This window comes from Tissierella praeacuta DSM 18095 (assembly GCF_900128955.1).
In the GTDB taxonomy this organism is placed as follows: domain Bacteria; phylum Bacillota; class Clostridia; order Tissierellales; family Tissierellaceae; genus Tissierella; species Tissierella praeacuta.
Genome location: NZ_FQTY01000004.1, coordinates 31,785 through 57,337, shown reverse-complemented (window position 1 = coordinate 57,337; position 25,553 = coordinate 31,785). Strand labels below are relative to the sequence as shown.

Sequence of the window (25,553 nt, the reverse complement as noted above, 5' to 3'; positions counted from 1 at the left end):
ATTTTATGAAAACTATAGGAGTGCTAACTAGCGGGGGAGATGCCCCAGGTATGAATGCTGCCATTAGAGCCGTAGTTAGAGCAGGCATATTTAATGGTTTTAGGATGATGGGAATAAGGCAAGGATATAGTGGTTTAATAAATGGAGATATAGATGATATGAACCTTTCATCTGTTGCAGATATTATACATAGAGGTGGAACTATGCTTAGATCTGCCCGCTCTGATGAATTTAAGACTAAGGAAGGTTTTGAAAAGGCGTTAAATGTATTGGAGGTATTTGGCATAGATGGACTGGTAGTATTAGGTGGGGATGGTACCTTAAAAGGTGCTAGAGAATTATCAAATTCTGGAATACCGACTATTGGTATCCCCTGTACAATTGATAATGATTGTGGATTTTCTGATTTTACTATTGGCTTTTTTACAGCTGTAGAAACTGTAGTGGACGCTATATCAAAAATTAGAGATACTTCTACATCCCATGGAAGGGCTAATGTTATTGAAGTTATGGGCAGACATTGTGGAGATATTGCCTTATATGCAGGTCTTGCAGGAGGAGCAGAGAGTATAATAGTTCCAGAGGTGGATTTTAATATAGATGAAGTATGTAAAAAAGCAATTCAAGGTAAAAATAGGGGAAAACTTCATCATATAATCGTTTTAGCTGAGGGTGTTGGTAATGCTTATGATGTGTCTAAATCAATTGAAGAAAAAACTGGCATAGACACTAGAGTTACAATCCTAGGATATATTCAAAGAGGAGGCAATCCTACATCCTATGATAGAATTATAGCTAGCAAAATGGGAAATAAAGCCATTGAGTTGCTGAAGGAAGGTAAAACAGATAGAGCATTGGGTATTAAATGTAATCACATAGTTGATATAGATATTAAGGAAGCTTTGGAAATGAAAAAGGAATTTGATATTGATATGTACAATACTGCACGAATATTATCTATATAGGAGGAGTAATAAATGAAGAAAACAAAAATAGTATGTACCATAGGTCCAGCATCAGAGTCACAAGATATATTGAGAGAGTTATTTTTGAATGGTTTAAATGTTTGTAGACTAAATTTTTCCCATGGAAGTCATGAAGAGCATAAAAGAAGAATAGATAATATAAAGATGGTTAGAGAAGAACTTAATATGCCTATAGGTATTATGTTAGATACAAAGGGACCAGAAATAAGATTAGGAGATTTTAAGAATGGAACTATAGAAATAGAAGAAGGAGATATATTAACTCTAACTACTAGGGATATATTAGGAGATAAGAGCATAGTATCTATTTCTTATGATGGACTACCTTATGATGTGGAAAAAGGAAGCAGAATATTAATAGATGATGGATTAGTAGAGTTTAGAGTATTAGATATAATTGATAATACTGATATAAAATGTATAGCATTAAATAATGGAACTTTAAAAAATCATAAAGGTGTAAATGTACCTAATGTAAAAATCAATCTACCATCAATCACTAAAAAGGATGTAGATGATATACTCTTTGGAATTGAAAATGGAATTGACTTTATTGCTGCTTCCTTTGTTAGAAAAGCATCTGATGTTTTGGAAATAAGAAAAATTTTAGAAGAAAACAATGGAGATTTTATAGAGATAATTTCAAAAATAGAAAATCAAGAGGGTGTAGATAATATTGATGAAATACTTGCTGCATCTGATGGAATAATGGTGGCTAGGGGAGATTTAGGTGTAGAGATACAAACAGAAGAGATTCCTTTAGTACAAAAGGAACTAATTAAGAAATCTAATTTAGTAGGAAAACCTGTTATTACAGCTACCCAAATGTTAGATTCTATGATGAGAAACCCAAGACCTACAAGAGCAGAAGTAACTGATGTTGCAAATGCTATTCTTGATGGAAGTAGTGCAATTATGTTATCTGGAGAAACAGCAGCAGGAAAATATCCAGTAGAATCAGTAAAAACTATGTATAATATTGCCATAAGAACTGAGGAATCTTTAAATTATAGTGAAATATTAAGTTCTAAGGTGGCAATAACAGAAGTATCTACAACTAATGCTATTGGAAAGGCTACTTGTACTACTGCAATGGATTTGGGGGCATCTGCTATAATTACAGCTACATCATCAGGATATACATCCAAGGCCATATCCAAATTTAGACCAAAATCACCTATAATAGCAGCAACAACTACAGAGTCTGTTATGAGAAGATTGTCTTTAGTATGGGGAGTTTATCCAGTCTTATCACCTTATAGCAATTCAACTGATGATGTAATAGAATTTTCTATACAATCAGCAGTAAATGAAAGTTATGTAAAAGAAGGAGATTTAGTTGTTATAACAGCTGGTATTCCTGTAGGGACTTCTGGGTCTACTAATTTAATAAAAGTACACACCATAGGAAAAACTCTGTTGAAAGGAATGGGAATAGGAAAGGATTCCACCTTGGGTCGAGTTTGTATTGCAGATACGGAAGAGGAATTGATTGCAAAATTTAAAGACGGAGATGTTATAGTTAGTAAGGATACTCATAGAGAAATGGTAAGTTTCATGGAAAGGGCGTCGGCTATTATAACAGAACAGGGAGGACTCACATCCCATGCGGCCATTGTAGGATTAAATCTTAATAAGCCAACCATAGTAGGTGCAGAAGATGCTACAACTATATTACAAGATGGAGAGATAATTACAGTAGATAGTACTACGGGACTTGTATATAAAGGTGAGGCAAGGGTTCTATAATAGGAGGTATTAAATTGGAAAAGAGAATACTAGGGAAAACTAATCTAGAAGTATCTACAATTGGATTTGGGGGAATTCCTATACAAAGAGTAGATAATGAGATGGCAGTTAAGTTAATTGAAGAATCATATAATAGGGGGATAAACTTTATAGATACTGCTAGAGGGTATAATGACTCTGAATCTTTAATAGGTCAAGCCTTAGAAAGAATAGGCAGGGATAAATTTATTTTAGCAACAAAATCTATGAAGAGAGATTATAAGGGAATACTTGAAGAATTAAGTATAAGTTTAAAAAATCTTAGAACTGACTATATAGACTTGTTTCAATTTCATAATATTAGAAGCTTTGAAGAACTAGATTTTATTTTAAGTGAAAATGGAGCCTTTAAAGCTTTAAAAGAAGCAAAGGAAAAAGGTGTAATAAAAGAAATAGGAATAACTTCTCACAGTCCAGAAATTTTGGATAAAGCTATTGATATAGGAGGATTTTCAACAATACAATGCCCATATAACCCTGTAGAGCGTCAAGCAGAAGAAGTATTTAAAAAGGCTAAGGAAATGAATATTGGAGTAATAGTTATGAAGCCATTGGCAGGAGGTGCAATTACCAATGGAGAATTGTCCCTTAGATTCATAGTGGACAATCCTAATATATCCGTAGTTATTCCAGGAATGGATACATTAGAACAAGTAAGTTCTAATGCACTTGTAGGCATAAATAAAAGGAAATTAACAGTTGAAGAAGAGGAGATATTGCGTGAAGAGTCAAAATCATTAGGCTCTCAATTTTGCAGAAGATGCGGATATTGTTTACCATGTCCTCAAGGCATAGATATACCAGTGCAATTTTTAATGGAGGGCTATTATACTAGATATGATTTAAAGGATTGGGCTAAATCACGATATGATGCAATGGAAAAAAGGGCAGTGCATTGTGTAGAATGTGGTCTATGTGAGACTAAATGTCCTTATAATCTTCCAATAAGGAAGATGCTTAAAAATGTAGTAGAAAAGTTAGGATAGTTAAATTTTAATAACTTCACTTTTTGATGTCAAAAAGTGAAGTTATTGTTATAGATAGATGGAGGGAGATAGATATGGATATAAATATATTAATGTCAGCTATGGAGTTTTCATCAGATGGTATACTTATCTCGGATATTGAAGGAAATGTTACTTATGTAAATACAGCCTATGAAACCACTACAGGTTTGAGAAAGAAGGATATTCTTGGTAAAAATCTACAAGATTTATTAGAAGAAGGTATAATAAATAAAGCTGCTTCCTTATCGGTGTTAAAGGATAGGAAACCTATATCATTAATTCATAAATATGTAACTGGTAAATCTGCTTTAACTACAGCTAATCCCATATATGATGAAAGTAAGTCCTTAGTAGGAGTTGTATGTAATACAAGAAATATTACAGAATTAGTTCATTTAAGAAATGAATTGATTGAAACTAAAATACTTACAAAAAAATATACTAATGAGATTAAAATCTTGAGAAAACAGGCATTATATCATGAGGGATTTATTTATGCAAGTGATATTATGAGAGAAACCATAAAACTTGCTTCTAAGGTAGCTGCCTTTGATAGCACAGTTTTGATATATGGAGAATCAGGTACAGGAAAGGAAGTATTTGCGAAGTTTATTCACAACGAAAGTCCAAGAAAAAATGAAGCCTTTATAAGGGTAAATTGTGCGGCAATACCAAAGGAATTATTTGAATCTGAGTTATTTGGTTATATGGAGGGTTCTTTTACAGGTGCTTCCAAAGAAGGAAAGCCTGGTATGTTTGAATTAGCTAATAATGGAACTATATTATTAGACGAAATTGGTGAATTGCCTTTGCCAGTACAATCTAAATTACTTAGGGTTCTTCAAGAAAAGGAAGTCTTTAGAATTGGAGCAAAGACACCAACCTCTCTTGATGTAAGAGTACTGGCGGCTACTAACAAAGATTTAAAAAAGGAAGTTTCAGAGGGAAACTTTAGAGAAGATTTATTTTTTAGGTTAAATGTTGTTCCAATAAATATTCCCCCTCTTAGACAGAGAGGAGAAGATATAGCTGAATTAGTTCGGTTTTTTTTAGAAAAATTAAATAGGAAATACAAAAAAACCATGACTATAACTCAAGAGGCAATGAATATTTTAAGATCATATTCTTGGCCAGGAAATGTACGAGAATTAGAAAACTTAGTAGAATATTTATTTATAATGAACATTGGAGACGAAATAGATATTGAACAATTACCACCACAAGTTATTACAGAACAAATACAAAATAATTTTTCTATAAAAACAATAGAATCAGTATCAAAACTAACATACATGACAGAGTTATATGAAAAGGCATTAATATCATCAACTTTAAGAAACTATCCATCTATTAGACAAGCTGCCTTAGCTCTAGGAGTTCATTATTCAACTTTATCAAGAAAAATAAAAAAATATGGATTAGAATATCAAATTTCTGAATAAAAAAGTTGAAAATTTTGAAAATTTTATGCATGATTGCAACACTGTTGAAAAAACGTGTAAAATTGAAATGTTTAAATAAAGGGATAAAACCACTCCTACATATAAATATGTTGCATATTTGCAACGAATATAAAAATAATTAATTGACAAAGCCACTAAAATAGACAAAATTAATTGGCACGATACTTGCTTTATATATAGCCAAGTAAAACAATTAACAAACAAATTGGCGCCTAATTTGTTTTATCTTTAAAAGTATTTGTGTGTGGCTAAAAATTATTATATTGAAAGGGTGGATTATTAATGGATAAAAGATTTGTAGATAAAGGTGGAAAATACGAATTTGATCAAGAATTATTACAAAAAGCCTTTGCAGAAGCAAGCAAGATTTATAAAGAAAGAGGATTCCAAAGAAGAATGGGTTATGGTAAAGCACCAGCAATAACTACTGTAGACATGGCAAAGGCTTGGATGTCAGATGGTCATCCATTTACATGTGAAAATAATAATGAAATCTGTGCTAATGCACTTAAAGTGCTAGAAGCTGGAAGAAAATCAGGGGTTCCTATATTCCATACTACTACAGGTTATGTTGGAAAAGAACAATGGGATTTACCAAGATGGGATGAAAAGATTCCTATGAATACATTAGATATTAACTCTGATTGGATGGAAATAGATCCCAAGTTAAAACCAAGACCAGAAGAGCCAGTTATCCACAAAAAATATGCAAGTAATTTCTTTGGGACTCATTTAGCTCAAACTTTAAATTTCTTAGGAGTTGATACTGTAATTGTAATGGGAGCTACTGCTTGTGCATGTGTTAGACATACAGTTATGGATTCAACAGGACATGGATTTAAGACAATAGTACCTATAGGAACTATAGGAGATAGAGTACCAGGAGTTATTGAATGGAATTTATTTGATATGGATGCTAAATTTGCAGACGTTGAGCCATTAGAAAACGTAATAAAATACTTAGAAGGCATTGATAGTAGTGTATACAGAAGATCAGGTAGAGAGAAATAAAATTATTGAATTAAATTTTAGAATATATTAATGTATTTTATAACATAGGGGATACGACTAGATTAAAGTAGTATCCCCTATAATTAAATAATTTTTTCACAAAAAGGGGGATGTATATGGGTTTAATTATAAAAAATGGAAATATCATAACATCCAAAAATGAGTATAGAGCAGATATACTTGTAGAGGGAGAGCAGATAATAGCTATAGGCAGGGATTTAGATACAAAGGGTCATGAAGTTGTAGATGCCACTGGTAAATATGTTTTTCCAGGTGGTGTTGACGAACATGTACACTATAATTCATTTAATTCCTTAGGATATGAAACTTCACATGCTGCCTTAGTTGGAGGTACAACTACAGTTGGTGATTTTGTTGTTCAACCAGTAGGAGTTGGTTTAAAGGATTCCATAATAAACTATAAAAGAGATTATCTTGATGGAGTAGCGACACCAGATTATGTACTACATGGAATTATTATGGATCCATGTGAAGAGAGTATAGATGATTTAGTGAATATGCCTTCAGTAGGTGTATCCTCTGTTAAACTATTTATGGCTTATAAAGGTATGCCTTATTATGTATCAGATGAATGGATATTTAAAGCACTTTGCAAAGGAAAGCAAGCCGGTGTGACTATTATGGTTCATGCTGAAAATGCAGATATAATTGATGTTCTAACGAAAAAACTTATAGAAGAAGGTAAAACAGAGCCAAAGTATTTTGGTGATTCAAGACCAGTATTATCTGAAGCAGAAGCTACTTCAAGGGCAATTTATATGGCAAAAATAGCAGAAGCTCCGATTTTTGTTGTTCATGTCACTAATCAAAAATCTGCAGAAATTATTAGAGATGCATATAATGAAGGATTATCTGCTTATGGTGAAACCTGCACTCATTATTTAATGTTGAGTGATGAAAATTTAGCTAAGCCTAATTTTGAAGGAGCAAAATATGTATGTAATCCGCCTTTAAGACCACAATCAGATGTTGATTTTATGTGGGAGGCTATTAATAAAGGATGGCTGCTGAGTGTAGGCTCAGATCACTGTGCTATTATGGGAGGATTTTCAGAAGGAAAGCGTAAAGGAATAAATGATTTTAGTAAAATTCCACCAGGTTCTCCAGGAGTACAAGATCGTCTATATATGATGTGGACTTATGGAGTGGAATCAGGAAAAATATCACGACAAAAATTTGTTGAGGTTTGTTGTACAATGCCAGCAAAGATTTGTGGTATCTATCCCCAAAAAGGAGATATTATGGTTGGATCAGATGCAGATATAGTTATTTTTGATCCAAATTACCAAGGTGTAGTTAGTATTAAAGATAGTCTTTCAGGTTCTGATTATTGTACTTATGAAGGATATCAACAAAAAGGAATAGCAGAAAAAGTATTCCTTAGAGGAAAGTTAGTAGCAGAAGGCGGGAAGTTTGTTGGAGAACTTGGAAAGGGAAAACAAGTTATGTCAGCACCATATGCTTATTGTTATGAGAAATTTAAAGAGGGCAAATAGCCCTCTTTTTCAATATCTAAATGATATATTAAATCTTTCTATTTGATTATTTTATGTTAAACTAATATAATAATACTTAATAAAACTTTAAGTAAGGAGTATGACTATGACCGATAGCAAACTAGATACAGATGATATATATGAAATATTGAAGAGTAGAATTATTCATCTTGAATACGAGCCAGGACAGGTTTTAAATGAAGTGGATGTAGCAGATGAATTTAATATGAGTAGAACACCAATTAGAAGGGTGTTTCAGTTATTACATGGAGATAAACTTTTAAATATTGTACCAAGATTTGGTGCACAAGTAACTCCTATTGATTTTAAGCAGATGAAACATATATTTGAAGTCACAAGAGAACTAGATCCATTTGCAGCGAGACTTGCAGTTGAAAGGATAAGTAATGATAATCTTGTTGAACTTGAGGAAATAATATCTAGACTTAAGAGTTATGATATAAACAAAGATTATCAAAATGCTATTAATGATGATGAAAGATTCCATGATATTATATTTACAAGTTGTGGGAACCCTTGGTTACAAGAAATATTAACATCACTGCATTATCATACAGAAAGATTATGGCATTATTGTGAGCAGTATTTTGATAGTATTGAACTTTTTAGCCATACTTTGGGGAAGGTATTAGAGGCAATAAAGGAAAAAGATTTGGACAAAGCAGAAAAATATGCTAGGGAGCATATAGATGAGTTTGTTCTTAAAATAAAAAAAGAAATGTTATAGAAATTTTTAAAAAGCTCTAATTTTAGATGATTTTGGTCATTTAAAATTAGAGCTTTTAATATTTTTTGAAATTTATTCATAATTTTATTAAAATACACTTGAAATACAATTAAAAAACATATACAATGTAATAAAGAAACAAGAGAAAAACATTTAACAAACAAGACCAAAAAGAAAGGAAGTGGCAAGGTGTCAATTTTTAACGATAGCACAAAAGTTATCATTATTGGAGACAGAGATGGTATACCAGGACCAGCTATGGAAGAATGTATAAAGACCACTCCTGCAGAAGTAGTATTTTCAGCAACTGAATGTTTTGTCTGAACGGCTGCAGGTGCAATGGACTTAGAAAATCAAAAAAGGGTTAAAGATTTAACTGAAAAATACGGTGCAGAAAATATGCTAGTATTAATCGGTGGTGCAGAAGCTGAATCAGCAGGATTAGCAGCTGAAACAGTTACAGCAGGAGATCCAACTTTTGCAGGTCCATTAGCAGGAGTTCCGTTGGGACTTAAAGTATATCACGCAGTAGAACCAGAATTCAAAGAATCAGTAGATGCTGATGTATATGATGAGCAAATTGGTATGATGGAAATGGTTTTAGATGTTGATGCAATAATTGAAGAAGTAAAAGCAATGAGAGATGAATTTACAAAATTTTAATAATTAATTAGGCAAGTATCAATATTCTATAGGGATGATAGGGAGGAGAAAAATTTATGGCAGATAATATGAATTATCAAATAGTAACTAATAATCCAAATGTAAAAGATAGCTATAACCAAGTTATTTTTGTTGAAGGTAGCTTTGAAGATGTGTTGTTCAAGGTTAGGGATTTAGTTCATACAGGTTTTGAACTTATTAATCATCCTCTAGGAGCAAGTATAAGAATGTTTTTCTCCCCATATCGTTCAATTATAATTGGTGAGAAATTACAGAAAACGAATGATATTCATATAGAGACAATTGAAAACAGCATATCAAACTATAAAAAACATATGAAAGTTAGAAAACCAGATATAGTAAATGCTGAAGATTATGCTTTAATTGATAGTGAACTTTTAAAATCCTCATTAGATGAGTTTAAAAGGATTTATAATTAAAAATTAAAAATAAAGTGGAGGTGACTTTCCTTGAAACTAGAACTTAGAAGAATTCATATTAAAGACATACAGTTAGGAAATGAAACTGTTGTAAAAAATGGAATTCTAACAGTAAATCAAGAGGAATTAGTTAAAAAGCTTAAAGAAGATGATAGAATTAAGGAAGTAAAACTTGATGTAGCTAGACCTGGAGAAAAGGTAAGGATTATCCCAGTAAAGGACGTTATTGAGCCAAGAGTAAAAATTGAGGGAACAGGAAATGGTTTTCCAGGAGTATCTAGTAAAATAGCACAATTAGGTGAAGGAAAAGTAAACGTACTTTATGGTGCAGCTGTTGTAACTGTAGGGGATATTGTAGGATTTCAAGAAGGTGTAGTTGATATGTGGGGTGAAGGTGCAAAATGGACTCCATTTTCAAAGACTTTTAACCTAGTAATAGACATTATACCTGTAGAAGGACTAGCACCACATATTCATGAAGCAACAGTTCGGTTAGCAGGACTTAAAGCAGCAGAATTTGTTGGAGAAGCTGGAAGAAATCAAGAGCCAGATGAAGTATTAATATATGAAATGGGTAGCCACGCTGAGGAGAGTAAGAAATATCCAGATTTACCAAAGGTAGCATATGTAGAAATGCTTATTTCTCAGGGGCTGTTACATGATGGATATATTTATGGAGTTAATAGCCAATTAATATTGCCAACTCTCCTACATCCAAATGAGGAATTAGACGGGGCAGTAATTAGTGGAAACTGCGTTGCAGCATGTGATAAGATAACTACTTATCAACATCAAAATAATTCTGCAATTCTTGACTTATATGCTCAACATGGTAAGACTATCAACTTCTTAGGTGTCATACTTACTCCAGAATTAACTACTCTTGAAGGCAAATTTAGAACCTGTGATTATACAGCAAAATTATGTAAGAACCTAGGAGCAGATGGAGTTATTATATCAGAAGAAGGCTATGGTAATCCAGACTCTGATTTGTTAATGATTTGTAAGAGATTAGAAGATTCAGGAATAAAGACAGTACTAATAACTGATGAATGTTCAGGATGGGATGGAATGAGTCAACCATTGGCAGATACAGCTAAAGAAGCAGTGGCAGTAGTGTCTACAGGAAATGTAAGTCATGTAGTTACATTACAACCAGCAGATAGAGTAATAGGAAATGACAAGGCAATTGCAACTTTAGCAGGAGGTTGGGAAGGCTGTTTGGAAGAAGATGGGAGCTTGAAATGCGAGTTGAATGCAGTAATAGGAGCAACATCAGAAATAGGCTATCATAACTGTACAGTTAAATTATATTAATTAGATTGGAAAGGAGGAGGAAATATGAAGTTCAGAGTATTATATTATGTTAATCAATTCTTTGGTCAAATAGGTGGAGAAGAACAAGCTGGAATGGCACCGATTTTCAAGAATGAAAATATTGGACCAGCATTAGGATTTAATAGTCTTCTTGGAGAAGAAGGAGAAGTAGTAGGAACATTAATTTGTGGTGATAACTACTTTAATGAAAATAAAGAAGAAGCATTAGAATATATTATGAAAGTAATAAAGGAGCAAAATCCAGATATCGTTGTGGCAGGACCAGCTTTTAATGCAGGTAGATACGGGATGGCATGTGCTGGAGTTGCTAATGCTGTAGTGGATGAGTTAGGAATTCCTGTAGTTACAGGTATGTATATAGAAAATCCAGGTTTAGACGTATGTAGAGCTAAGGCATTAGTTGCAAATGTAACAGACTCAGCAGCTGGTATGCGTAAAGCATTACCTGTAATGGCTAAACTTACAATTAAGTTAATGAAAGATGAAGAAATAGGTCTTCCAGAGGAAGAAGGTTATATTTCTCAAGGAAAAAGACTTACTGTCTTTTCAGATAAAAGAGGCTCACAAAGAGCAGTAGAAATGTTAATAGCTCGTTTAAATAATGAACCTTTCGAAACAGAATTACCAATGCCAGTATTTGATAAAGTAGATCCAGCAGTAGCTATAAAAGATTTAAGTAAAGCAACTATTGCATTAGTAACCAGCGGTGGAATGGTTCCACATGGTAACCCTGATAGAATTCAGTCAGCCAGTGCTCAAAAATGGGGTAAATATGACGTAAGTGGTAAAGAGGCACTTACAGGGGAATATTGTACAATTCACGGTGGATTTGACCCTGTATATGCAAATGAAATTCCTGATAGAATAGCACCTCTTGATATGCTAAAAGAATATCAAAAGGAAGGTCTTATAGGTAATGTATTTGAGTATTTCTATACTACTACAGGTACAGGAACATCTGTAGGAAATGCAATAAAATTTGGTACTGAAATAGGAAAAGAATTAAAAGAAGCTGGAGTAGATGGTGTTATACTAACTTCTACTTGAGGTACCTGTACACGTTGCGGTGCAACAATGGTAAAAGAAATCGAAAGATATGGCATTCCTATAGTTCATATGGCTACTATAACTACAATTTCTGAATCAGTAGGTGCTAATAGAATAGTTCCGACTATTGCAATTCCTTATCCAGTTGGAAACCCAAATCTTCCAAGGGAAGAAGAATATGCATTGAGAAAGAAAATGGTTGGGAAAGCACTAGAGGCTTTAGCAACAGAAGTGACAGAACCTACACAGTTTGAATAATACCTTACTATTTGGGGGAGGATCTTCTTCTTTATGACACACCTCTCCCAAATGGTAGTATTAAGAGATACATTTACGCAAAGGATTGTTAAGAAAAGAACAAAGGAGTGTGTAAATATGGAAAAGAGGCAAACTGATAATAGAGAAAATTGGGGTAGTAGATTTGGTTTTATAATGGCAGCAGCAGGATTTTCAATTGGACTGGGAAATATATGGAGATTTCCTTATTTAGTAGGAACTAATGGTGGCGGAGCTTTTGTACTTGTATATTTGATAATATGTGTTTTGATCGGTATACCTTTATTTACCATGGAAATGAGTTTAGGTCGCAAGACTCAACTTAATCCAGTTGAAGGTATGAGATCTTTAACTAAGAAAGGTAGCCCATGGGTTTTATTTGGATGGTTTGGAGTCATAGCAGCTTTTATTATTTTGACATATTATATTCAAATCATGGGTTGGATAATGGCCTATTTAATAAAAATGGCATCGGGACAACTTGCAGGACTTGATCCAGAAGGATATAGTCAAGCATTTACAAATTTTACAGCTAATCCATTAGTGGTAGGAGGATTTACTCTAGCTTGTGTAATAATAATAGGGTTAATATCATCAAAGGGGCTTGAAAACGGTATAGAAAAAGCATGTAAAATAATGATGCCTACACTTTTTATAATGTTAATTATATTAGCTATAAGGTCACTTACTCTTCCTGGAGCTATGGAAGGAGTAAAATGGTATTTGAAAGTGGACTTTTCTAAGATAACAGGAAAGACACTTATAGCAGCTTTAGGGCAATGTTTCTTTTCTATAGGAATTGCCAGTGGAGGGGCATTTGTATATGGCTCCTATCTTAAAAAGGATAGTAATATACCATCAGATGGATTAATGATAGTAGGCTTTGATGTATTGGCAGCTTTAATAGCAGGAACTGTAATGTTTCCAGCTATATTTGCCCTTGGATTACAACCAGATGCTGGTTCATCTTTATTATTTGTAACCATGTCCAATTTATTTAATCAATTACCTTTAGGGAATCTATTTGGTGCAATGTTTTTCCTATTAATATTTTTTGCAGCTTTATCTTCAGCATTAGGATATTTAGAACCAATAGTAATGACTGGTACAGAATTATTTAAAATGGATAGGAAGAAATCTGTATGGGTGAGTTTAATATTAATATTTATTATAGGGTTTCCCACTATAATGGCTCAAGGACCATGGAAGGATATATTAGTTGGAGGAAGAAACTTTTTCGATTTTGCTGACTATCTTTCAGGCAATATAATGATGCCTTTAGGAGCATTGATTTTATCAATATATACATTATTTGTTTGGAAATTTGAAAAATATCAAGAAGAAACTAATGTTGGAACAGAAGGGTTTATGGTATATAAATGGTGGAAACCATTGGTTACTATAGTTATACCAATAGCTTTATTAGTAATATTTATTACAGGAATATTTTAGACAAGTTTCCAATATAAAATTAATTGTTTTATTTAATAATATAAGTTAGATGATATCATCTAACTTATATTATTTTTGTTTTGCTACTTCTTTTTTGAAAATAAAATGATATAATAAATATGTATTTAGCGACTCGAAATATCTAAGAAAGCGGTGGAATATGAATAAGCAAGATAAAACAGAAATGATATTAAAAGGAAGTATTTATAAAGTACTAATTACATTATCTATACCAATTATGATTAATAGTCTTATCCAAACATTATATAATTTAGTAGATGGAATATGGGTAAGTAAAATTTCTTCAGTTCATTTTGCAGCTACGGCATTTGTTTGGCCTGTGAATTTTTTATTTATATCTTTAGGAATTGGTTTATCTATAGCAGGAACTTCTCTTTTATCTCAATTAGTTGGTGGAGGAAAAATCAATGAAGCAAAAGAATATTCTACCCAGTTAATGGCAATTACCATAATTAGTTCACTAATATTTACAGTTTTAGGCTATATAATTAGTCCAGTTGTTGTTAGATTAATGGGAGCCACAGGAGACTTATTTAATTTTAGTAATACATATTTAAGAATTACTTTTTTAGATTTGCCTTTTATGTTTTTATTCTTTAATATTAACTCCATGATGAATGCACAAGGAGATACCATAACACCTACTATACTTAGTGGTATTTCAGCAGTTATAAATGTAGTTTTAGACCCTATATTTATATTTACATTTAATTGGGGAATTGCAGGAGCAGCTTGGGCTACATTAGCATCTAGAGTGTTTTTAGCAGTAATTGGTTTTACTATGTTATTTAGCGAAAAAAATAAAATTAAACCAGATTTTAAAGGTTTTAAATTTGATAAACACATAATTAAAGAGATAGTTACAGTAGGTGTACCATCTACAATCGGTCAATCTGGAGCCGCATTAGGATTTATGGTATTGAATGGTTTTATAGTATCCTATGGAACAGCTACAATGGCAGCCTATGCTATGGTTAATAGAATAACATCTTTAATAATGCAACCATCCATGGGTTTAGGGTCAGCATTAACTGCAATAGTAGGACAGAATATAGGTGCTAATCAAATAGATAGGGTAAAAGAAGCCTTTCACAAAGCCCTAAAACTTACTATTATCATAGGAATGTTGGGATGCATATTACTAATAGTATTTGATAAACCTATTATTAACTTTTTTATGCAATCAAAGGACGATTTATCCGTTATAGAATTAGCTTTGGTCTATTTATTCTATACATCTTTATCCATGCCTTTAATGGGTATATTTAGCGTGTTACAGGGACTGTTTCAAGGTTCTGGAAATACTAAATATTCAATGGCCATGGAAATAGGAAGGCTTTGGTTTGTAAGACTTCCAATGATATTATTATTTAAACGTTTTACAGATTGGGGAGCTACTGGAATTTGGTTTTCTATGAGTTTTAGTAATCTCATAATTTGTCTGTATGGGTATTGGGTCTATAGAAGAAACGGTTGGCAAAGAAGTGTGCTTAAAACAGAGATTATTTCTTAAATAGAAAAGCAAATTAAGAAATGATATATTGAAGACCTTATGTAAAAGTGATAAAATAGATTGGATAAATAAATAGTAGAAGGAGATGATTTCATAAGAAAACTATGGACTATATTTGTTTTTTTATTTACTTGTAGTGTCTTAGTCTTTTTTGCTAGTTTAGATAAAGTTCCTGTACTTTTATATCATCATATATTACCTGAAGAAGATATTATAAACTATGGTTGGGAAGGTAATAACAGTGTTCTAAGTCTTGAAAAGTTTACTGAGCAAATGAAATACTTAAAAGAAAATGGTTATTATACAGCAAGTATAGAGGAACTTGAAGCTTTTATGGAAGGGAAATTAAAGCTTCCTAAAAAGACTGTAGTTATAACCTTTGATGATGGATATTTGAGTAATGCCATATATGCTTATCCTATAATGAAAGAATATGAGATGAAAGGTGCTATTTTTTCAATAGGAGAATTAGCAACTAGAGAAAAAAAGGAGTTTGAACCTCAAGGTTTGCAGTTTATTTCTTTAGAAGATATGGAAAAATATAAAGATGTGTTTTTATTTGGTTCCCATACATATGATTTACATCACAAGAATGAACAAGATATTGCATTTTTGAAATCTCTTTCCAAAGAAGAAATATTGAATGATTTAGTAAAAAATATAGAATTATTAGATTCAAGATATATAGCTTATCCCTTTGGAGAATACAATAAAGATGCTATTAAATATGTTAAGGAAGCAGGGTATAAATTAGGATTTACAGTAAGAACAGGATATGTGTCTAGATATACTAGAAAATACAAAATTCCTAGAATAATTATAAGCCAAGATATAGACTTAGATAAATTTATATCTTTTCTAAAATAGATTTTCAAGAAATAGCTTTTTCTAAGAATTAAATAAAAAAACAAAGAACGGAGAATTAATTCTCCGTTCTTTGTTTTATATACTCAATGTATGTTATAATATTTAGTTAGAAAACTTAAATGAAAGGGTAATATTATGAATCTAATATCTATAGAGAATTTATCAAAGGCATATAGCGAAAAACAATTATTTAAGGATATAAATTTTGGGATAAATGATGGTGATAAAATAGGTCTTATAGGAATAAATGGCACTGGTAAAACAACATTTCTAAAAATTATAGCAGGTATAGAAGAACCTGATACTGGACGAGTAGTTAAAGGAAATAATGTAAATATAGAATACCTGCCACAGGATATAGACTTTGATTTTGAATTAACTGTAGTAGAGCAAGTTTTTAAAGGTAACTCTAAAAATATTCAGTTGGTTAAAAGATATGAAGAAGCTATTATGAATCCAAATGTAAGAAGTGAAGAAATTTTAAAGCTTACTCAAGAGATGGATGAAGCAAATGCTTGGGATTTAGAAAGTGAAGCTAAATCAGTATTAACTCAGCTTGGAATCACAGATTTTAATGAGAAAATAGGAAATTTATCTGGAGGCCAAAGAAAAAGAGTAGCTTTGGCATCAGCATTAATAAATCCTGCGGAGGTACTTATATTAGATGAGCCTACAAATCATCTAGATAACACTACAATAGAATGGTTGGAAGAAAGTTTGGGCAGGCGAAAGGGAGCTTTAATTATGATTACCCATGATAGATATTTCTTAGATAGAGTAGTTAATCAAATAATTGAATTAAATAGAGGAAATATTTATTCATATAAAGGGAATTATAATTATTTTTTAGAGAAAAAACTGGAAAGAGAAGAAATGGAAGTTGCCAGTGAAAGAAAAAGACAATCTTTGCTTAGAAATGAATTAGCTTGGATCATGAGGGGAGCAAGGGCTAGAACCACAAAACAGAAAGCTAGAATAGAACGTTTTAATGAATTAAATGATAGAGAAATAGATTCACCTCATGAAAAATTAGATATATCTGTAGGAGGAACAAGGTTAGGTAGAAAAATAATTGAAATTGAAAATATAGAGAAATCTTTTAATGGGAAAAAGGTCATAGATAATTTTAGTTATACTGTTTTAAGAGATGATAGAGTAGGTATCCTTGGACCAAATGGCAGTGGAAAATCAACTTTAATAAATATTATCTCTGGTAAATTGGAACCTGATAAAGGGACAGTAGATATAGGAGAAACTGTAAAAATGGGAGTATTTGCCCAGGAAAATCTAAATATGGATAATAATCTTAGAGCCATTGAATTTATAAAGGAAGGGGGAGAATATATTGAAACATCTGATGGAGAAAAGATATCAGCTTCACAGATGATGGAGAGATTTTTGTTCTCTAAAGAACTTCAATGGACACCAATAGGTAAGCTTTCAGGAGGCGAAAAGCGAAGATTACATTTACTTAGGGTGTTGATGGAAGCGCCAAATGTACTTCTTTTAGACGAACCAACAAATGATTTAGATATAGATACATTGACTGTGTTAGAGGAATATATTGATGAGTTTCCTGGTGCAGTAATTATAGTATCTCATGATAGGTATTTATTGGATAAAGTAGTTGAGAAACTATTTGTATTTGAAGGAAAGGGAAAGGTAGTAGGATATACTGGAAATTATGAATATTTTAGAGAAATATCTAAAACAGAAAAACAAGATATTGTTGTACAAAAGAAACCAGAAAAAAAAGAAAGACAAAGGGAAAATAATAGACCTTTGAAATTATCATTTAAAGAACAAAAAGAATGGGATGAAATAGATGATGTCATTGAAAAACTTGAAAATGATTTATTAGATATAGAGACTAAAATGACTCAGGCTTCTAGTGACTATACAAAACTTCAAGAACTCTTTAAAGAAAAGGAAATAATAGAAAACAAATTAGAGGAAAAGATGGAAAGATGGATTTATCTAAGTGAATTAGTGGAAAAGATAGAGGAACAAAAAAGCAATTAAGTGAAAGGATGTTTATATGAATAAAATATTAGTTTTAGCAGAAAAACCTTCTGTAGGAAGGGATATAGCTAGAGTATTAAATTGTAAGAAAAAAGGTAATGGCTATCTGGAAGGAGATAAATATATTGTAACATGGGCATTAGGACATTTAGTTACATTGGCTGATCCTGAACAATATAATAAAAAATACAAAACCTGGAATATGGAAGATCTTCCAATGCTACCAGAAAAGATGAGGATTGAGGTCATAAGACAAAGTAGTAAACAATTTTATTCTGTAAAGGAGCAAATGCATCGTAAGGACGTAAAAGAAATTATTATAGCCACTGATGCTGGAAGGGAAGGAGAACTTGTAGCTAGATGGATTATAGAAAAGGCTAATGTAAAGAAACCAATTAAGAGGCTGTGGATTTCATCAGTTACAGATAAGGCTATAAAGGATGGATTTAATAACCTTAAGGATGGTAAATACTATGAAAACCTTTATGATTCAGCTGTTGCAAGGGCAGAAGCAGATTGGATAGTAGGTATAAATGGAACCCGTGCACTTACAGTAAAATATAATGCCCAATTATCCTGCGGAAGAGTACAGACTCCTACATTATCTATGATTGCACAAAGAGAAGAAGAAATCAAAAGATTTGTACCAAAAGAGTATTATGGAATTGCAGCGAATACAAAGGAATTAAAATTAACATGGCAAGATAATAATACTAAGGATATTAAGACCTTTGATAAGGGGAAATCTGATAAAATATTAGAATCAATTAAAGGTAAAGATGCTAAGGTAATGGAGGTAGAAAAAACCCTTAAAAAGAAATACTCACCAGGATTATATGATTTAACTGAACTACAAAGAGATGCAAATAGGATATTTGGTTATTCAGCAAAGGAAACCTTATCTATAATGCAAAGATTATATGAAAACCATAAGATATTAACATATCCAAGGACAGATTCTCGATATATATCTGATGATATTGTAGGAACATTAAAGGATAGAATACATGCTTGTGGTGTAGGGCAATATCAAAAGATTGCATCTAAGATACTGCTAAGCCCAATAAAATCAAATAAATCCTTTGTAGATAATTCTAAGGTAACAGACCACCATGCCATTATTCCTACAGAACAAAGAGTATTATTATCAGAGCTAAATGATAATGAAAGAAAAATATATGATTTAGTAGTTAAAAGATTTTTAGCAGTGCTTTATGCACCTTTTGAGTATGAGCAAACCACGATTAAAGCTAAAATTGGTGATGAGAATTTTGTAGCTAAGGGAAAAAGAGTAATATCAGCAGGATGGAAAGAAGTATATTCAAATAATTATTATGATGAAGATGAAGAAGATAATGAGGATCAAAGTCTTCCAGTAATCAATAAAGGAGATACACTAAAGGTAATATCACTGGTGCAAACTACAGGAAAAACTAAGCCGCCAGCACCATTTAACGAAGGAACCTTACTTCAAGCTATGGAAAATCCAGTAAAATATATGAGTGATGAAAGTAAAACCTTGAAAAAGATAATAGGAGAAACAGGGGGTATTGGTACAGTAGCCACTAGGGCAGATATAATTGAAAAGCTTTTTAATACATTTTTAATTGAGAAAAATGGTAAGGATATATTTATTACATCAAAGGGAAAACAATTATTAGACCTAGTACCGGAAGAGTTAAAATCCCCAGCATTGACAGCAGAATGGGAGCAAAAGCTTGGGCTTATTTCTCAAGGTAAGTTAAATAAAGATAGTTTTATAAAGGAAATGAAGGAATACTCTAAAACTGTAGTTAAAGAGATAAAGAATAGTGATGAAACCTTTAGACATGATAATATGACTAGAAATAAATGTCCTGAATGTGGAAAGTTTATGTTAGAGGTAAAGGGCAAAAAAGGTAAAATGTATGTATGTCAAGATAGGGAATGTGGATATAGAAAGAGTATAGCTAAGATAACAAATGCAAGATGTCCAAACTGTAAGAAAAAGCTAGAGTTAAGAGGAGAGGGAGAAGGACAAATATTTGCTTGCTCATGTGGGTATAGAGAAAAGCTATCTACATTTAATGAAAGAAAGGCAAAAGAGAAGAACAATATATCTAAGAGGGATGTAGCTAGCTATATGAAACAGCAAAAGAAGGCAAAAACAGAGCCAATAAATACTGATTTAGCAGATGCATTGTCAAAACTTAAGTTTTAGTATAATAACATACTAATGGGATATATAAAGAAAATAGTATAACATATTTAATAATAAAATATAACATATCTTGTTCCCAATATTATATATATCTGTTATAATAGGATTGAAAATTAATTCAACTATTATAAGGGGGTAAACGATGGCAACAATAGCAAACTATAGAAGAGAAGATATAAATAAGGACAATCCTATCTTTTCTCCTATACGTACTACAATTGAATCTACTTTTTATGGGAACAATGTGGTTAAGGTTTCTTCACTATCAGAGGCATATAAATTAGCTAAAAATTCACCAGGAACTATAGTTACAGATATGCCTGTACATAGGCCAACAGAATTAGGATTAGATGAAGGGTCTAAAATACTTTTATTTAATGATGGTGAGATAACTGGGCGTTTTGCAGGAGCAAGGGTGATAATTGGAGAACACAATGTAGACGAAGGACAGTTTTCGGCTATTGCAAGAGAAGCAGCATTTCATACAAGATATAAGAAATTATACCACGCTCAGGTGCTTATAGGACTTCATGAGGATTTTATGGTAAAAGCACATTTGCTAATTCCAGAAGGATATGAAAACACAATGTATAGCTGGATGTTAAATTTTCAATATATTACAGAGGAATATATGAAGATGTATAAGGACTCTGTTAAATTACCAGAGGGAGATATTTATATATTATCTATTCCTGAATACTATCCTCCTACTCATCCAAATGGATTAGCTTTATTCGATCCTAATCACAATTGTGCTTTATTATGTGGGATGAGATATTTTGGAGAACATAAAAAAGGAACATTAACACTGGCTTGGGGTATAGCAAATAGAAATGGTTTTGCATCTTGCCATGGTGGAATAAAGAGATATAATTTCCCAGGTAATGAAAAATATACAATAGGTGTCTTTGGCTTATCAGGTTCAGGTAAATCTACGATTACTCATGAGAAGCATGATGGAAAATATGATATAACAATTCTTCATGATGATGCTTATGTAATATCAACTGAAAATGGCTCATCTGTAGCATTAGAACCTTCATATTTTGATAAGACCCAAGATTATCCAACAAATCATCCTTCAAATAAGTATTTGCTTACAGTACAAAACTGTGGAGTAACTATGGATGATGAAGGAAATAAGGTAATAGTAACAGAAGATATAAGAAATGGTAATGGTAGAGCTGTTAAATCTAAATTATGGGCTGAAAATAGGGTAAATAAAATTGATGAACCCGTAGATGCCATTGCATGGTTAATGAAAGATGCTACGATTCCCCCAGTAATTAAAATAAATAATCCTATACTTGCGTCAACTATGGGTGCTACACTGGCAACTAAAAGATCTACAGCTGAAAGATTAGCTGAAGGTGTAGATATGAATGCTTTAGTTATAGAGCCATATGCAAATCCATTTAGGACTTATCCGCTTGAAAATGACTATGAAAAGTTTAAAGAGCTATTTGCCAATAGAAATGTAGAATGTTATATATTTAATACAGGCCATTTCCTAAATAAAAAAATCCCAAAGGAAATCACTTTGAAAATTCTTGAAGATATAGCCACTAAAAAGGCTGAGTTTAAAGAATTAGGGAATTTTTCAGATATTGAATTTATGGAAATAGAAGGATTTATACCAAATATGAAAGATGAAGAGTATCAAAAAATGTGGGTTAATAGTATTAATTATAGAAAACAATTTTTATTAGATATGGAAATCTTTAAAGGTGGAAGAGATAAACTTCCTAAGGAAGCATTGGAGTTATTAGAGAAATTAGAAAAAGAAATTTATCTTTAATAGTTAAAATAGGGGCGAACTAGGTTCGCCCTTTAAAATTTTCCAAAATTATTGAGATAAAATATTGTTATTGTGATAAAATAGGAGTAGAATGAAATACGAAGGAAGTGAATTATGATTAAGCTTGGTAAGGTACAAAAATTGATAGTTAAAAGGTTTACTTCTGTTGGAGCTTATTTAAATATAAGTGAAGATGCAGAAGACGATATACTACTTCCTAAATCTCAGATACCAAAGGGATTAAAAGTAGGAGATGAGATAGAGGTAATGGTATATAATGATTCAAAGGATAGAATTATAGCCACAACCAATAGGGCAAAATTACAAGTTGGAGAAATGGGACATCTTATGGTAGTTAGTCAAACAAAGATAGGCTCATTTCTAGATTGGGGATTAGAAAAGGATTTATTTTTACCCTTTAGCGAAACTGTTGGTTCAATAGATAAGGGTAAAGAATATTTAGTTGGTGTGTATGTAGATAAATCTAATAGAATATGTGCTACTATGAAAATTAAAGATATGCTAAGAACTGACTCCCCTTATAAGGAAAATGATAAAGCAAGGGGGACAATCTATAGTATAAATAGAGATATAGGTGCATTTGTAGCCGTAGATGATAAATATGATGGATTAATCCCTAAGAAAGAATTATTGGGGGCTTATGAAGTAGGAGATATTATAGAAGTAAGAGTGGCTAAGGTGAAGGAAGATGGAAAACTGGATTTAAGTTTAAGAGATAGATCCTATATTCAAATGGATGAGGATGCAAAAGTAATACTATCAAAATTAAAAGAAAAATCTGGATTTCTACCTTTAAATGATAATAGTCCTCCAGAGATTATAAAAAAAGAATTAAGTATGAGTAAATCAGGGTTTAAAAGAGCAATAGGCAGGTTATATAAGGAAGGTATTATTACAATAGAAAATAATGGAATTAAGCTAAAATAGTTAAAGAATAGGAGTCGATTTAAATGGTAAAGACAATAAAAATTAATTTTGATACAGTAGAGATGATGCTTTTTATTTGGCAATCCATTGCCGATAAAGAGAAGGTAGTAGATTCATTTTTTATAGAATTGGCAAATAAAGAAGAAATGAAATATCTATATAATTCAGATTTTAATGAGGATTCTGTAAGAAAAGTATTGTCAGCAATATCAAATAGAGAAGTTCTAAATAATTCAACAAAACAAGAAAGAAAGTTTTGGAATAACAATATGTGGATGTTAGAAGATTTAGGAAACATGAATAATATGGTTAAACCTGTAAAGACTTTAAACTTAGACGATGTAAAAGAAAAATTAAGTGGAGAAACAAAATTTGAAGAATTAGAAGTAATATTTATACCAGGTCATGAAGCGGAATATTATATAGATGAAAATAAATTAGTAATTAATTTCTTTAGATTAATGGTAGACTTTATGGATGAGACTAAAGTAAATATATCAGGGAAGCCACTTAAGGAGTATGTAGAAGAAAAATTATTTGAGATAGTGAAATAATAAAACTAGGAGGTATAAAAAATGATAACCACTACAACGCCAACTATTGAAGGAAAAAGAATAGTCGAATATAAGGGTATAGTTTTTGGAGAAGTAATAGCTGGAGTAGATTTTATCAAGGACTTTGCTGCAAGTTTAACTAATTTTTTTGGTGGAAGATCGGGTAGCTATGAAGGAGAACTTATACAAGCTCGTGAGGAAGCTATTAAAGAAATGGAAACTAGAGCAATGGAAATGGGGGCTAATGCAGTAGTGGGAGTAGATATTGACTATGAGGTATTAGGTCAAGGTGGAAATATGCTGATGGTTACGGCTTCAGGTACAGCAGTAGTTATAGATTAGTTATATAAATACCCTTATTAAAAGGGTATTTATATTTTATATGGGATAATATTTAAGATAAAGCAGATTAATAATGGATATATTATTTTTTCATAGTGTCTTAATTTTAATAATTTAATATAGATATGGAGGAAGTTATGGGGATTAATATAGGGGATATAGTAAGAGGAAAAATAATTGATTTTACCCATGAAGGTAATGGAGTATTAAAAATTGACAACTTTACTGTATTTGTTAATGGAGGAGTAATTGGTGATGAAGTAGTAGGGAAAATAGATAAGATTAAAAAGAACTTTGCCATAGGATCATTAGTCAATATCATTGAACCATCAAAAGATAGAATAAAATTAGATTTTAATATAATAGAGGCAAAGGGAGGGATACCTCTTATTGAATATAAATACTCTAAACAGTTAGAATGGAAGAAAAATAAGGTGAAGATGGATCTTGAAAAAATAGGGGGATTAGCTGATGTTGAAGTAAAAGATACCATTGGTATGGTTTATCCCTTTAGATATAGAAATCATGTACAAATACCAGTGGGAGAGGAAAATGGGAAAACTGTTATTGGATTTTATGAAGTAAATAGTAATGATATAGTAGATATGGATAGTAGTATTCTTCAACCTGAAATTGGAAATAGGGTAATAAACATAGTTAGAATTTGGATGAATAAATATAATGTCAAAGCCTATGATAAAAGAAATAAAAAAGGGATACTCCGTCATATTGGTATAAGGGTTAATAGAGATAATAAGGCTATGATAATTTTGGTTACTGGAAGTAATAGATTACCTAATGAAAAAGAATTAGTAAAAATGTTAATTGAAGAAGATGTAATCAGTATTTACCAAAATATTAATAAATTAAACTCATCAATTACATATGGAAAAGAGTATAGAAAACTTTATGGAGAAGATAGACTTTTGGATTATATAGGAGATTATAAGTTTTATCTATCACCTAATTCCTTCTTTCAAGTAAATAGAACTCAAGCGGAAGTATTATACAATAAAGTTGTAGAATTTTTAGATTCAGATAAATCGGATGTTATCTATGATTTATACTGTGGAATAGGAACTATTTCAGTATATATAGCTTCCAATGTTGAGAAAGTATATGGAATAGAAATAGTAAAAGAAGCTATAGAAGATGCTAAAGAAAATGCAGCATTGAATAATATAGATAATACAGAGTTTATAGTAGGAAAAGCAGAAGAAGTATTCCCTAAATTAATGAAGAAAGGGATTAAAGGGAATAAAGTTGTCTTAGATCCACCAAGAAAAGGCTGTGAAAAAGAAGTATTAGAAGCAGTAGTAGAACTAAATCCAGAGAAGGTTGTATATGTATCCTGTAATTCTACTACTATGGCAAGGGATGTTAAGTATTTAGTGGAGAATGGATATAAGGTGGAGGAAGTACAGCCAGTGGATATGTTTCCTCATACGGTGCACGTTGAGAGTATAATTCTGATGACGTATTGTGGCATGGAGGACAAAAAGTAGAAGTTGACCACAACATATAGTGGTTTGAGGACTGAAATTGGGTCAAA

General features: G+C 31.7%; 21 protein-coding genes. All 21 read left to right on the top strand.

Features of this window, described 5'->3' with window-relative positions:
- Window positions 1-5: 5 nt before the first annotated feature.
- The 21 genes from pfkA (at window position 6) to rlmD (ending at window position 25,506) form a co-directional block, all read left to right on the top strand.
- Complete coding sequence (gene pfkA, locus BUB33_RS06255; protein WP_072974435.1) at window positions 6-965, top strand: 6-phosphofructokinase; 960 nt, start codon at window positions 6-8, stop codon at window positions 963-965.
- Between the two features lie 12 nt (window positions 966-977).
- Complete coding sequence (gene pyk / locus BUB33_RS06250) at window positions 978-2,735, top strand: pyruvate kinase (protein ID WP_072974433.1); 1,758 nt, start codon at window positions 978-980, stop codon at window positions 2,733-2,735.
- A 14-nt stretch (window positions 2,736-2,749) separates the two neighbouring features.
- Entirely contained in the window at window positions 2,750-3,760 is a 1,011-nt protein-coding gene (locus BUB33_RS06245; protein WP_072974430.1) for an aldo/keto reductase, read from the top strand.
- 74 nt (window positions 3,761-3,834) lie between these two features.
- Complete coding sequence (locus BUB33_RS06240) at window positions 3,835-5,223, top strand: sigma-54 interaction domain-containing protein (protein WP_159429169.1); 1,389 nt, start codon at window positions 3,835-3,837, stop codon at window positions 5,221-5,223.
- Window positions 5,224-5,526: 303 nt separating this feature from the next.
- Window positions 5,527-6,255: an isochorismatase family protein gene (locus BUB33_RS06235; protein WP_072974424.1), complete on the top strand. Its 729-nt coding sequence runs from the start codon at window positions 5,527-5,529 to the stop codon at window positions 6,253-6,255.
- 116 nt (window positions 6,256-6,371) lie between these two features.
- A complete protein-coding gene (gene hydA / locus BUB33_RS06230; RefSeq protein WP_072974421.1) occupies window positions 6,372-7,772 on the top strand; it encodes a dihydropyrimidinase in 1,401 nt (466 codons plus the stop codon).
- Between the two features lie 106 nt (window positions 7,773-7,878).
- Window positions 7,879-8,520 (top strand): GntR family transcriptional regulator, encoded by a 642-nt coding sequence (locus BUB33_RS06225; protein ID WP_072974419.1) that lies wholly within the window; start codon window positions 7,879-7,881, stop codon window positions 8,518-8,520.
- A gap of 189 nt (window positions 8,521-8,709) precedes the next feature.
- Window positions 8,710-9,183 (top strand): glycine/sarcosine/betaine reductase complex selenoprotein A, encoded by a 474-nt coding sequence (gene grdA / locus BUB33_RS06220; protein ID WP_084725216.1) that lies wholly within the window; start codon window positions 8,710-8,712, stop codon window positions 9,181-9,183.
- A 56-nt stretch (window positions 9,184-9,239) separates the two neighbouring features.
- Entirely contained in the window at window positions 9,240-9,623 is a 384-nt protein-coding gene (locus BUB33_RS06215; protein WP_234949997.1) for a GrdX family protein, read from the top strand.
- 30 nt (window positions 9,624-9,653) lie between these two features.
- Window positions 9,654-10,940, top strand: a complete 1,287-nt coding sequence (locus tag BUB33_RS06210) for a glycine/sarcosine/betaine reductase component B subunit (RefSeq protein ID WP_072974417.1) — start codon at window positions 9,654-9,656, stop codon at window positions 10,938-10,940.
- A 24-nt stretch (window positions 10,941-10,964) separates the two neighbouring features.
- Window positions 10,965-12,266 carry a glycine/betaine/sarcosine/D-proline family reductase selenoprotein B gene (locus BUB33_RS06205; protein WP_084725214.1) on the top strand — a complete coding sequence of 434 codons (1,302 nt, stop codon included), beginning with the start codon at window positions 10,965-10,967 and terminating at the stop codon, window positions 12,264-12,266.
- Window positions 12,267-12,383: 117 nt separating this feature from the next.
- On the top strand, window positions 12,384-13,736 hold the full coding sequence (locus tag BUB33_RS06195; protein ID WP_072974781.1) for a sodium-dependent transporter: 1,353 nt from the start codon (window positions 12,384-12,386) through the stop codon (window positions 13,734-13,736).
- Between the two features lie 160 nt (window positions 13,737-13,896).
- Window positions 13,897-15,270, top strand: coding sequence for an MATE family efflux transporter (locus BUB33_RS06190; RefSeq protein WP_072974409.1), 1,374 nt, complete (start codon window positions 13,897-13,899; stop codon window positions 15,268-15,270).
- 273 nt (window positions 15,271-15,543) lie between these two features.
- On the top strand, window positions 15,544-16,137 hold the full coding sequence (locus BUB33_RS06185; RefSeq protein WP_072974407.1) for a polysaccharide deacetylase family protein: 594 nt from the start codon (window positions 15,544-15,546) through the stop codon (window positions 16,135-16,137).
- 135 nt (window positions 16,138-16,272) lie between these two features.
- Window positions 16,273-18,159, top strand: a complete 1,887-nt coding sequence (locus BUB33_RS06180) for an ABC-F family ATP-binding cassette domain-containing protein (protein WP_072974405.1) — start codon at window positions 16,273-16,275, stop codon at window positions 18,157-18,159.
- A gap of 16 nt (window positions 18,160-18,175) precedes the next feature.
- The gene (locus BUB33_RS06175; RefSeq protein WP_072974403.1) at window positions 18,176-20,359 is read left to right on the top strand and encodes a DNA topoisomerase III; all 2,184 of its coding nucleotides are present in this window, start codon (window positions 18,176-18,178) and stop codon (window positions 20,357-20,359) included.
- Window positions 20,360-20,501: 142 nt separating this feature from the next.
- Window positions 20,502-22,157, top strand: coding sequence for a phosphoenolpyruvate carboxykinase (ATP) (locus tag BUB33_RS06170; protein WP_072974401.1), 1,656 nt, complete (start codon window positions 20,502-20,504; stop codon window positions 22,155-22,157).
- Window positions 22,158-22,271: 114 nt separating this feature from the next.
- Entirely contained in the window at window positions 22,272-23,105 is an 834-nt protein-coding gene (locus BUB33_RS06165; protein WP_072974399.1) for a CvfB family protein, read from the top strand.
- Window positions 23,106-23,128: 23 nt separating this feature from the next.
- Window positions 23,129-23,659, top strand: coding sequence for a TDE2712 family protein (locus BUB33_RS06160; RefSeq protein ID WP_072974396.1), 531 nt, complete (start codon window positions 23,129-23,131; stop codon window positions 23,657-23,659).
- A 21-nt stretch (window positions 23,660-23,680) separates the two neighbouring features.
- Window positions 23,681-24,001, top strand: a complete 321-nt coding sequence (locus tag BUB33_RS06155; RefSeq protein WP_072974394.1) for a putative heavy metal-binding protein — start codon at window positions 23,681-23,683, stop codon at window positions 23,999-24,001.
- A 137-nt stretch (window positions 24,002-24,138) separates the two neighbouring features.
- Entirely contained in the window at window positions 24,139-25,506 is a 1,368-nt protein-coding gene (gene rlmD, locus BUB33_RS06150) for a 23S rRNA (uracil(1939)-C(5))-methyltransferase RlmD (RefSeq protein WP_234949996.1), read from the top strand.
- Window positions 25,507-25,553 lie beyond the last annotated feature (47 nt).

Bases quoted from the DNA above. Each gene is read 5' to 3' on its own strand.
- pfkA (WP_072974435.1), top strand. From the start codon at position 6: ATGAAAACTATAGGAGTGCTAACTAGCGGGGGAGATGCCCCAGGTATG.
- pyk (WP_072974433.1), top strand. From the start codon at position 978: ATGAAGAAAACAAAAATAGTATGTACCATAGGTCCAGCATCAGAGTCA.
- BUB33_RS06240 (WP_159429169.1), top strand. From the start codon at position 3,835: ATGGATATAAATATATTAATGTCAGCTATGGAGTTTTCATCAGATGGT.
- BUB33_RS06235 (WP_072974424.1), top strand. From the start codon at position 5,527: ATGGATAAAAGATTTGTAGATAAAGGTGGAAAATACGAATTTGATCAA.
- hydA (WP_072974421.1), top strand. From the start codon at position 6,372: ATGGGTTTAATTATAAAAAATGGAAATATCATAACATCCAAAAATGAG.
- BUB33_RS06225 (WP_072974419.1), top strand. From the start codon at position 7,879: ATGACCGATAGCAAACTAGATACAGATGATATATATGAAATATTGAAG.
- BUB33_RS06215 (WP_234949997.1), top strand. From the start codon at position 9,240: ATGGCAGATAATATGAATTATCAAATAGTAACTAATAATCCAAATGTA.
- BUB33_RS06195 (WP_072974781.1), top strand. From the start codon at position 12,384: ATGGAAAAGAGGCAAACTGATAATAGAGAAAATTGGGGTAGTAGATTT.
- BUB33_RS06190 (WP_072974409.1), top strand. From the start codon at position 13,897: ATGAATAAGCAAGATAAAACAGAAATGATATTAAAAGGAAGTATTTAT.
- BUB33_RS06185 (WP_072974407.1), top strand. From the start codon at position 15,544: ATGAAATACTTAAAAGAAAATGGTTATTATACAGCAAGTATAGAGGAA.
- BUB33_RS06180 (WP_072974405.1), top strand. From the start codon at position 16,273: ATGAATCTAATATCTATAGAGAATTTATCAAAGGCATATAGCGAAAAA.
- BUB33_RS06175 (WP_072974403.1), top strand. From the start codon at position 18,176: ATGAATAAAATATTAGTTTTAGCAGAAAAACCTTCTGTAGGAAGGGAT.
- BUB33_RS06170 (WP_072974401.1), top strand. From the start codon at position 20,502: ATGGCAACAATAGCAAACTATAGAAGAGAAGATATAAATAAGGACAAT.
- BUB33_RS06165 (WP_072974399.1), top strand. From the start codon at position 22,272: ATGATTAAGCTTGGTAAGGTACAAAAATTGATAGTTAAAAGGTTTACT.
- BUB33_RS06160 (WP_072974396.1), top strand. From the start codon at position 23,129: ATGGTAAAGACAATAAAAATTAATTTTGATACAGTAGAGATGATGCTT.
- BUB33_RS06155 (WP_072974394.1), top strand. From the start codon at position 23,681: ATGATAACCACTACAACGCCAACTATTGAAGGAAAAAGAATAGTCGAA.
- rlmD (WP_234949996.1), top strand. From the start codon at position 24,139: ATGGGGATTAATATAGGGGATATAGTAAGAGGAAAAATAATTGATTTT.